Origin of the sequence: Nocardia anaemiae NBRC 100462, assembly GCF_001612725.1 — a bacterium.
Classification (GTDB): domain Bacteria; phylum Actinomycetota; class Actinomycetes; order Mycobacteriales; family Mycobacteriaceae; genus Nocardia; species Nocardia anaemiae.
On the sequence record NZ_BDAZ01000013.1, the window covers coordinates 29,761 to 41,824 of the forward strand.

At 67.9% G+C, this 12,064-nt stretch carries 1 protein-coding gene (cut by a window edge); it reads left to right on the forward strand.

From position 1 onward, the window contains the following. On the forward strand, positions 1 to 12,064 hold part of the coding region annotated (locus tag NA5_RS09320; protein WP_245672166.1) for a non-ribosomal peptide synthase/polyketide synthase (this coding region is incomplete at its 3' end). 20,936 nt of the annotated region lie to the left of the window's left edge; 12,064 of 33,000 annotated nt are visible.

The window sequence follows — 12,064 nt, forward strand, 5'->3', positions numbered from 1 at the left end:
CCCGTCCGACTTCACCCTGGTGCGCTCGACCCAGCGCGATATCGACACCTGGGAGCAGCGCTTCCCGGCACTGGCCGATATCTGGCCGCTGTCCGCATTGCAGGCTGGTCTGCTGTTCCACGCGCGCCTGGCCGCCACCTCGGTGGACGTCTACACCGCGCAGGCCGTGCTGACGTTGACCGGCCGGGTGGATGCGACCCGATTGCGTTCGGCCGCACAGGCTCTGGTGGATCGCTACGAGAACCTGCGCACCGCATTCGTCACCGATAACGACGGCAACCCCGTGCAGGTCGTTCTCGACAGCGCCCGCGTGGCCTGGGCCGAGCACGACCGGACCGAATCCGGCGAGGCCGCCGATATCATCGCCGCCGATCGCATGCAGCGCTTCGATCTGACCGAGCCGCCGCTGATCCGCTTCACGCTGATCCAAATCGACACAGACCGTTGGCAGTTCGTGGTCTCCAACCACCACATCCTGCTCGACGGCTGGTCCATGCCGCTGCTCATGCGGGATCTGCTGGTGCTGTACGCGGCGCACGCCGATGCCAATGTGCTGCCCGCGGCGCGCTCCTATCGGCACTTCTTGGAATGGACCCGGCAGCAGGATCACGCGGCCTCGGTGGCCGCGTGGAGCAGCGCACTGCGCGGTGTGAGCGAACCGACGCTGCTCTCGCGTCCGGATGCCGGGCGCGAGATCACCGCGCTGTCCGGCGAATACTTCTTCGAGCTGGACGAGCAGGCGACCGCGCGACTCACCACACTCGCCGCCTCGCTCGGCGTCACGCCGAATACCGTGCTGCAGGTCGCCTGGGGCATCCTGATCGGCCGGATGACCAGCCGCGACGATGTGCTGTTCGGCACCACGGTATCCGGCCGTCCGGCACAGCTGTCCGGCGTCGAATCGATGGTCGGTCTGTTCATCAACACCGTTCCGGTGCGGGTGCGTTTCGATCCGTCGGAATCGGTCGAGCAGTTGCTCACCCGGACCCAGGGCGAGCAGGCGGATCTGCTCGATCACCATTACGTCGGTCTGGCCGATATCCAGTCCGCCGCCGGAATCGGCGGTCTGTTCGACACGCTGGTGGTCTTCGAGTCCTACCCGGTCGATGCCGAGGGCATCCGGGCGCAGGCCGCCGATATCGATGGCATGGCCGTGGTCGATATGCAGGCCGCCGATGCCACGCACTATCCGCTGACCTTGATCGCGCAACTGGACTCCCAGCTGCGAATCCGCGCGGGCTACCTGCGCGACCTGTTCGACGAGCCGACCGTGCGCCGCATCGCCGATCGCCTGGTGCGGGTGCTCACCGCGATCACCACCGAACCGGCCGCGCCGGTCGGTGATATCGAACTGCTCGATACCGCCGAGCGCGAGCTCGTGGTGTCCGGTTGGAACGACACCGCACACGAGGTCGACGACGCCGCCACGCTGGTCTCGATGTTCGAGGCCCAGCTCGCCGCGACCCCGGACGCGACCGCGCTGACCTTCGAGGGGACCAGTCTGACCTACGCCGAGTTCGGCGCCCGGGTCTACAGCCTGGCGCGCTGGCTCATCGAGCGCGGTGTCGGCCCGGAATCCTATGTGGCCCTCGGTATGCGGCGCTCCATCGATCTGGTGGTCGGCATGTACGCGGTGACCGTGGCCGGTGGCGCGTATGTGCCGCTGGACCCGGATCATCCGGCCGAGCGCACGGAATACATTCTCGCCACCGCTGATCCGGTCTGCGTGCTGACCTCCGGCGACGATCTGAAGATCGATACCGCCCAGGTGCGCATCGATCTGCTCGACCTGTTCGGGCTCTCGGACGAGCCGGTGACCGAGGCGGAACGGCGTGCGCCGCTGCGTCCGTCGAATACCGCGTACGTGATCTTCACCTCGGGTTCGACCGGTCGTCCGAAGGGTGTGGCGGTCAGCCATGCCGCGATCGTGAACCGGCTGGTGTGGATGCAGTCGGCATACGGGCTGACCAGCGCCGACGCCGTACTGCAGAAGACGCCCGCCACGTTCGACGTTTCGGTGTGGGAGTTCTTCTGGCCGTTGCAGATCGGCGCGCGGCTGGTCATCGCGAAGCCGGACGGGCATCGCGATCCGGCCTACCTCGCCGAGATCATCACCGCCGAGCGGGTCACCGTCACCCACTTCGTGCCGTCCATGCTGTCGGTCTTCGTTGCCGATACCGCCGCCGCGCGGTGTGATTCGCTGCGGCTGGTCTTCGCCTCCGGTGAGGCGCTGCCGCCCAAGCCCGCGCATCGCCTGCGCGAGCTGACCGGTGCGGCGCTGCACAACCTGTACGGCCCGACCGAGGCCGCGGTCGACGTCACCTTCCACGAGGTGGTCGCGACCGATACCGACACCGTGCCGATCGGTGCGCCGGTCTTCAATACTCAGGTGTACGTGCTGGATTCGCGACTGCGGCCGGTTCCGGTCGGTGTCGCGGGTGAGCTCTACCTCGCGGGCACCCAGCTGGCGCGCGGCTATGTCGCGCGTCCGGATCTGACCAGCGATCGGTTCGTCGCGAACCCGTTCGCCGCCGATGGCGCGCGCATGTACCGCACCGGCGACCTGGTGGCCTGGACAGCCGACGGTGAGCTGGATTACCTGGGCCGCACCGACTTCCAGGTGAAGCTGCGCGGTCTGCGCATCGAGCTCGGCGAGATCGAGCAGGCGCTCACCGCGCTGGACGAAATCGCCCAGGCCGTCGTCGTGGTGCGCGGTGATCAGCACACCGGCGACCAGCTCGTCGCGTATGTCATCGCGACGCCGAACATGCGGCTGGATATCGAGACGGTGCGCGAGGATCTGGCGCGGCAGTTGCCCGCTTACATGGTCCCGTCGGTGGTCATCGTGCTCGACGCCTTCCCACTCAACGCCTCCGGCAAGCTGGATCGGAAGGCACTGCCCGCACCGGTGTTCGAGGCCGCGGTCTTCCGCGCGCCGACCACGCCGGTCGAGGAGATCATCGCCGCGACCTACGCCGATGTGCTCGGCCTGGAACGCGTCGGCCTCGACGACGACTTCTTCGCACTCGGCGGCAACTCGCTGAGCGCCACCCAGGTCGCCGCCCGACTCTCGGCCGCACTGGATACCGACCTCGGTGTCCGCGAACTGTTCGAGGCCTCCACGGTCGCCGCGCTCGCGGCCCGCGCGGAGTCCCGTGCCGGTGCCGGTGGGCGCATGGCCCTGGTGCCGCAACCGCGCCCCGAGCGGGTGCCGCTGTCGCTGGCCCAGCAGCGCATGTGGTTCCTCAACCGCTTCGATCCGGAATCGGCGGTGGACAATATCCCGGCCGCGGTGCGGCTGTCGGGTCTGCTCGACCGGCAGGCGCTGCAGATCGCGGTCGCCGATGTGCTGGCCCGCCACGAATCGCTGCGCACCTACTACCCGGAGTACGACGGCACCGCCTACCAGCAGACCGTCTCCACCGCCCGGGTGATCCCGGATCTGACGCCGATCGATGTCACCGAGGCCGAACTGCCGCAGCGGGTCGCGGAGGTCATCCTGACCGGCTTCGACGTCACCGCCGAGGTTCCGTTCCGGGCCAAGCTGTTCGAGATCAGCCCGACTGAACATGTGCTCGCCCTTGTGGTGCATCACATTTCGGCCGACGGCTTCTCGATGGGCCCGCTCACCCGCGACGTGATGACGGCCTATGCCGCCCGCGTCGAGGGCGGTGAGCCCTCGTGGCGTCCGCTCGAGGTGCAGTACGCCGACTTCGCGCTGTGGCAGCGCGCCGTGCTCGGCGCCGAATCCGATCCGGAATCGGTGATCTCGGCGCAGATCGAGTTCTGGGCCGACACCCTGCGCGGGCTGCCCGAACAGCTCGACCTGCCCGCCGACCGGCCGCGTCCGGCGGTGGCATCGGGCCGCGGTGCCACGCACGTGTTCGAGATCGATGCCGAAACCCACGGCAAGCTCACCGAACTCGCGCGCACCCGGGGTACGACGCTGTTCATGGTCGCGCACACCGCGCTGGCCGTGCTGCTGTCGCGGCTGTCCGGCGAGGAAGATATCGCGATCGGTACGCCGATCGCCGGACGTGGTGAGCGCGCGCTCGACGATCTGATCGGTATGTTCGTCAACACTCTTGTGCTGCGGACCCCGATCGACGGCGAGGCCACCTTCACCGAACTGCTGCGCACCGTGCGCGCCATCGATATCGGCGCGTTCGGACATGCCGACCTGCCGTTCGAGCGGCTGGTGGAGATCCTGAACCCGGTGCGTTCGCAGGCGCGTCATCCGCTGTTCCAGGTGATGCTGTCGTTCCAGAACACCGGCCAGAACAGTCTGGAACTGCCCGGACTCACGGTCAGCGGTGTCGAGCTGCCGATCGATGTGGCCAAATTCGATCTGCAGCTGGTGCTTTCGGAGCAGACCGCGACCCCGATCAGCACCTCGAACGGCGCCGGTACCGCAGTCGCGCCATCGGGCATCACGGCCGAATTGATCTACGCCACCGATCTTTTCGACGCCGACACCATGGCCGCATTCGGACAGCGGTTCAACCGCCTGTTGCAAGCGGTTGCGGCCGAACCGGATCGGGCCATCGGCGATATCGACCTGCTCGATGCGGCCGAAGCCGAACTGGCACTGCGTGGTTGGAACGACACCGAGCGTGATTTCGGTGCGGTCGGCACGCTGGTCGACGAATTCGCCAGGCAGGCGGCGGCGACGCCGGATGCGGTCGCGATCGTTGACCCTGCGACAGGCGCTTCGTTGACCTATGCCGAATTCGGTGCGCGCGTGCACCGGTTGGCGCGCCGCCTCATCGCGGCCGGGGTCGGTCCGGAAAGCCTTGTGGCCCTCGGTCTCCGGCGTTCGGTTGACCTGGTGGTCGCCGCATACGCCGTGCAGGAGGCCGGTGCCGGTTATGTGCCACTCGACCTCGATCAGCCCACGGAGCGGATCGGCTATGTGCTCGAGTCGGCTGCGCCGGTCTGCGTGCTGACCACCTCGCGGGACGACTTCGACGCCACAAATCTGCCCACCCTCGTCATCGACGACCTGGATCTGTCCGAGTACTCGGACGAGCCGGTCGCCGATGCGGAGCGGACTGCGCCGTTGCGGCCGAGCAATCCGGCCTACGTCATCTTCACCTCCGGTTCGACGGGTCGACCTAAGGGTGTGGCGGTGCCGCATGCGGCTGTCGTCAATCAGATCCGTTGGATCACTGGTGAATACGGCATCGGTGCCGATGACGTTGTGCTGTTCAAGACACCCGCCACCTTCGACGTTTCGGTGTGGGAACTGTTCGGACCGCTGAGCACTGGTGGTCGGATCGTGGTTGCCAGCCCCGACGGCCATCGCGACCCGCACTACCTGGCCGACGTGATCGCGGCCGAGCGGGTCACCATGACCTCGTTCGTGCCCTCGATGCTGAGCGTCTTCGCGGGCAGTGTGGACGCGGCCGTCGGCAGCGAGGCATTGGTATCGCTGCGCGCACTCCTCATCGCCGGTGAGGCCTTCACCGCCGACGCCGCGACCGCCATCCGCCGGGTCAGCTCGGCCGAGCTCTACAACCTCTACGGTCCGACCGAATTCACCGTCCACGCGACCCACGGCCCGGTGGCCGAGCAGGTCGAGGGCGCGGTGCCGATCGGTCTGCCGGTCTGGAATGCCCAGGCGTATGTGCTCGATGCCCGTCTGCATCCGGTCGCGCCGGGTGTGGCGGGTGAGCTGTATCTGGCCGGTGCGCAGTTGGCGCGCGGCTACTTCGGCCGCACGGATCTGACCGCGGATCGCTTCGTTGCCAACCCGTTCGGCACACCGGGCGCACGCATGTACCGCACCGGCGACCTCGTCACCCGCAATGCCGACGGTGCGATCGAATACCTCGGCCGCACCGACTTCCAGGTCAAGCTGCGCGGTCTGCGCATCGAGCTGGGTGAGATCGAAACCGCGCTCACCGCACATGATTCGGTGGCACAGGCCGTGGCACTGGTGCGTTCGGATGCTAGGACCGGCGATCAGCTGGTCGGCTATGTGGTGCCCGCGAACGGCGCCACCGTCGATGTCGACGAGCTGCGCAGGCACCTGACCGCGCAACTGCCGTCGTACATGGTCCCGGCGGCGATCGTGGTGCTCGATGCCATGCCGCTGAACCCCAACGGCAAGCTCGACCGCCGCGCGCTGCCCGAACCTGCCTTCGAGGCCAAGGAGTTCCGCGCACCGTCGACGCCGATCGAACAGATCGTGGCCGACACCTTCGCCGAGGTGCTCGGTCTGTCCAGCGCGGACGGCGCGCGTCCGGTCGGTCTCGACGACGACTTCTTCGACCTCGGCGGCAACTCGCTGATCGCCACCCAGGTGGTGGCCCGCCTCGGCGCCGCACTCGACACCCGCATTCCGGTGCGACTGCTGTTCGAGGCGCCGAATGTGGCCGCGCTCGCCGCTCGGGTGGAGGGGCAGCAGGGCACCGGCGGACGTCGGGAATTGACGGCCGGACCGCGGCCGGAACAGATTCCGCTCTCGCTGGCCCAGCAGCGGATGTGGTTCCTCAACCGCTTCGACAACCAGACCGCCGTCAACAACATCCCGCTGGCGGTCCGGCTCACCGGCGCACTCGACACCGATGCGCTGCGCATGGCCGTCGCCGATGTGATGGACCGGCACGAGGTGCTGCGCACCGTGTACCCGGAGACCGCCGACGGTCAGGGTGTGCAGGTCGTGCTGCCCACCGGTCAGGTCCACCTCGACCTGACCCCGATCGTGGTGTCGGAGGCCGATATTCGCGATCGCATCAGCGAACTGGTGCTGACCGGCTTCGACGTCACCGCCGAAGTTCCGGTGCGCGCCAAGCTGTTCCGGCTCGAGGCGCCGATGGACGGCTCGCTGCCCGATACCCACGTGCTGGTCTTCGTGGTGCACCACATCTCCGGTGACGGCTGGTCGGTGCGTCCGCTGGCCCGCGATGTGATGGTCGCCTACGCGGCCCGCACCCGCGGCGAATCGCCCGCGTGGGCGCCGCTGCCGGTGCAGTACGCCGACTTCGCGCTCTGGCAGCGCGACACCCTCGGCTCCGAGGACGATCCGGAATCGCTGATCGCCCAGCAGGTCGCGTACTGGTCGCGGAATCTGGCCGGACTGCCCGATCAGCTGGATCTGCCCTCGGATCGTTCGCGCCCGGCCGTCGCGTCCAACCGCGGTGATGTCTACGAATTCGGCATCGACGCGCAGTTGCTGACCGAGCTCAACGCCCTGGCCCGCGCGAACGGCGCGAGCCTGTTCATGGTCGTCCACGCGGCGTTCGCGGCGCTGCTCGCGCGCCTGTCCGGCAGCGACGATATCGCCATCGGCACCGCGGTCGCCGGTCGTGGCGAGGCCGTGCTCGACGATGCGATCGGCATGTTCGTCAACACGCTCGTGCTGCGCACGCCGGTCGATTCCGGTGCGTCCTTCGCTGATCTGGTCGCGCGGGCCCGGGAAACCGATCTTGCCGCCTTCGGCCACGCCGACCTGCCGTTCGAGCGCCTGGTCGACATCCTCAACCCGGCCCGTTCGCAGGCGCGCCATCCGCTGTTCCAGGTCATGCTGTCGTTCCAGAACACCGGTGAGGCGTCGTTCGAACTGCCCGGACTCGAGGTGGCCGGTGTGCCGCTCGATGTGGTGACCGCGAAGTTCGATCTGCACCTGAACCTCGCCGACCGGCTCGACGCGGCCGGGAACGCCGACGGGATGACCGCCGAATTCGCCTACGCGACGGATATGTTCGACGCGAAGACGATCGCCGGTGTCGCCAAGCGCCTGGTCCGCCTGCTGCATGCGGTGGTCGCGAATCCGGCCGTCGCGGTCGGCGATGTCGATCTGCTCGATGCCGCCGAGCGCACCCTGGTGCTCGAGAAGTGGAACCAGACCGCCTATGTCGTCGATGCCGAGGCCACCCTGGTCTCGATGTTCGAGGAGCAGGCGGCCAGGAGCCCGAAGTCGACCGCGCTCACGTTCGAGGGGACGAGTCTGGCCCACCCGTCGCCCGACCACCACCCCTCATCGAGTCGCAAAGCGACGCTGACATATGCCGAATTCACCGCGCGGGTGAATCGCCTTGCCCGGCACCTGGTTTCGCTTGGTGTCGGACCCGACTCGATGGTCGCGCTCGGCATGCGTCGCTCCTTCGAGCTGGTGATCGGCATGTACGCGGTGAGCGTGGCCGGTGGCGCTTATGTGCCGCTGGATCCGGATCACCCGGCCGAGCGCACCCGGTATGTGCTCGACACCGCCGACCCGGTCTGTGTCCTGACCACCGCCGCCGACGAATTCGACGCGGGCATGACACCGACGCTGGATATCTCGGCGCTGGATCTGTCGGCATACTCCGGCGAACCGCTGATCGATGCCGAACGCCTTGCGCCACTGCGGCCTTCGAATACCGCGTACGTGATCTTCACCTCGGGTTCGACCGGCCGCCCGAAGGGTGTGGCGGTCAGCCATGCCGCGATCGTCAACCGTCTGGTCTGGATGCAGGCCGAATACGGTCTGGATCGCGGCGATGTGGTGCTGCAGAAGACGCCCGCCACCTTCGACGTGTCGGTATGGGAATTCTGGTGGCCGCTGCAGGTCGGTGCCCGCCTGGTCATCGCGAAGCCGGACGGCCATCGCGATCCGGCCTACCTGGTCCAGACCATTGCCGACGAGCAGGTCACCACGGTGCACTTCGTGCCGTCCATGCTGTCGGTCTTCGTGGCCGACGACCGCGCGGGCGAATGCTTCGACCTGCGTAATGTCTTCGCCTCCGGTGAGGCGCTGCCCGCGGTGACCGCACAGCGGTTGCGCGAGCTGACCGGTGTCTGGCTGCACAACCTGTACGGCCCGACCGAGGCCGCGGTCGACGTCACCTATCACGAGGTGACCGACGCCGATACGGTCTCGGTCCCGATCGGTGCGCCGGTGTTCAACACCCAGGTGTACGTGCTGGATTCGCGGCTGCACCCGGTTCCGGTCGGGGTCGCGGGTGAGCTGTACCTCGCGGGCACCCAGTTGGCGCGCGGCTATGTGGCGCGTCCGGATCTGACCGCGGATCGCTTCGTGGCCAACCCGTTCGGCACCGGCGAACGCATGTACCGCACCGGTGACCTGGTCACCTGGACCGCCAACGGTGAGCTGGAGTACCTGGGCCGCACCGACTTCCAGGTGAAGCTGCGCGGTCTGCGCATCGAACTCGGCGAGATCGAATCGGCGCTCACCGCGCTGGAGACGATCGCGCAGGCGGCCGTGCTGGTCCGCTCCGACGACCGGCTCGGCGATCAGCTGGTCGCGTATGTGATCGCGGCGGCGGATCGTTCGATCGATATCGACCAGGTGCGCGCCGAACTCGCGGGCGAGTTGCCCGCGTACATGGTGCCGACTGCCTTCGTCGTACTGGACGCCTTCCCGCTCAACGCGTCCGGCAAGCTGGACCGCAAGGCGCTGCCCGCGCCGGTATTCGAGGCCAAGGTGTTCCGCGCACCGTCCACCCCGATCGAGGAGATCGTGGCGGGCGTCTTCAGCGATGTGCTCGGTGTCGCACGGGTCGGCCTGGACGACGACTTCTTCGAACTCGGCGGCAACTCGCTGCTGGCCACCCAGGTGACCGCGCGGATCGGCGCGGCGCTGGATACCCAGCTCGCGGTCCGCGATCTGTTCGAGGCCTCGACGGTCGCCGCGCTTGCGGCCAAGGCCGAACACAATGCCGGATCCGGCCGCACCCGACCGCGGCTGGTCGCGGGGGAGCGCCCGGCCCGGATTCCGCTCTCGCCCGCCCAGCAGCGGTACTGGTTCCTCAACCAGTTCGATACCACCACCTCGGCCGTGGACAACATCCCGCTCGCGGTGCGGTTGTCCGGTGCGCTGGATGTGGCGGCGCTGGAGCAGGCGCTCGGCGATGTATTCGCCAGGCACGAGGTGCTGCGCACCACCTACCCGAGTTCGGCCAGTGGCCCGCACCAGGTGATCCTGCCCGCCGACCAGGCCGTGCCGGAGCTGACCGTCACCGATATCTCGGAATCGGATCTGGTCGGCGCGGTGATCGAATTCGCGCTCACCACCTTCGATGTCACCGTGCAGGTGCCGCTGAAGGTGGGGCTGTTCCGGCTCGCCGAACATGAGCACGTGCTGGCCTTCACGGTGCACCATGTCGCGGCCGACGGTTCGTCGATGGGTCCGCTGGCCCGCGATGTCATGGCGGCCTATGTGGCGCGGGCCCAGGGCGAGATCCCGCAGTGGCAGCCGCTGCCGGTGCAGTACGCCGACTACGCGCTGTGGCAGCGCGCGGTGCTCGGCTCCGAGGACGATCCGGAATCGCTCGCGGCACAGCAGGTCGCCTACTGGCAGTCCGCGCTCGCGGGCATGCCCGATCAGTTGGAGCTGCCCGCCGACCGGCCGCGTCCGCGCGCGCAGTCGTTCCAGGGCAAAGCGATTCGCTTCGAGATCGCACCGGATAAGCACGCCAAGCTGCACGAGCTGGCGCGGGCCAATAACGCCTCGCTGTTCATGGTCACGCATGCGGCGTTGGCCGTACTGCTCTCGCGACTGTCGGGTACCGACGACATCGCGGTCGGCACCCCGATCGCGGGCCGTGGTGAACGTGAACTCGACGATCTGATCGGCATGTTCGTCAACACCTTGGTGTTCCGGACGATCATCGAGCCCGGCGACACCTTCGCCGACCTGCTCGCCGATGTGCGCGAGCGGGATCTGGAGGCATTCGCCAACGCCGATGTGCCGTTCGAGCGGCTGGTCGAGGTGCTCAACCCGGAGCGTTCGACGGCGCGCAACCCGCTGTTCCAGGTCGGACTCTCGTTCCAGAACCTGGCCGAGACCACCTTCACGCTGCCCGGCCTTTCGGTGAGCGCGGTGAACTTCGATTCGCAGCTGGCCAAGACCGATCTGCACGTCACGCTGTACGACCGCTACGCCGAGGACGGTACGCCCGCCCAGATCGTCGCCGAATTCGGTTATGCCACAGATCTATTCGACGAGGCGACGGTGCAGGGCTTCGCCGACCGCTTCGTCTTGGTGCTCGATGCCGTGCTGACCGATCCGGGCGTGCGGGTCGGCGAGATCGATCTGCTCTCGCCCGCCGAGAACACCCGAATTCTGCGGACCTGGAACGATACCGCGCACTCGCTCGACATCGACGCCTCGACCACGCTGGTGTCGCTGCTCGACGCCACGGTTGCGGCGAACCCGGATGCGGTGGCGCTGGTAGCCGAGGACTCGACGCTCACCTACGCCGAGTTGGACGTCGCGGCCAACCGCCTGGCGCGCCACCTTGTCACGCTCGGTGTCGGCGCGGAGGACCGGGTGGCGCTGGCCATTCGGCGCTCGGTGGACCTCGTGGTCGCGATGTACGCGGTGGCGAAGTCGGGTGCGGCGTATGTGCCGATCGATCCGGATCAGCCCGCCGAGCGCACCGACTACATCCTGACTACCGCGGCACCGGTCTGCGTGCTGACCACCGGCCGCGATGGTTTCGACAGCGCCGTGACCGAAGTGGTGTCGATCGACGAGCTGGATCTCTCCGGCGTCGCGGACGGTCCGATCTCCGACGGTGACCGGCTGCGGCCGCTGGCGGCGGCCAATACCGCGTACGTGATCTTCACGTCGGGTTCCACCGGCCAGCCGAAGGGCGTTGCGGTGCCGCATGCGGCGATCGTCAACCAGTTGCTCTGGAAGACAGCCGAATTCGGCCTCGCCGCCGATGATGCGGTGCTGCTCAAGACCGCGGCCACCTTCGACCTGTCGGTCTGGGAGTTCTGGTCGGCCGCCGTCTGCGGTGGCCGGTTGGTCATCGCCGATGCCGATGGTCACCGCGATCCCGCCTACCTCAACGAGCTGATGCGCTCCACCGGCGTGACGACGCTGCATGTGGTGCCGTCGATGCTGGATGCGCTGCTCACCGAATCCGGTCGTCGCCTGCCGCAGTCGCTGCGCCGGGTGCTGGCCATCGGTGAGGCGCTGCCAGCGACGACCGCGCAGCGGTTCCGCCGTGACAACGCGGCCGAGCTGTTCAACCTGTACGGCCCGACCGAGGCCGCGGTGTCGATCACCGCGCACACCGTCACCGATGCCGACACCGTTTCGGTGCCGATC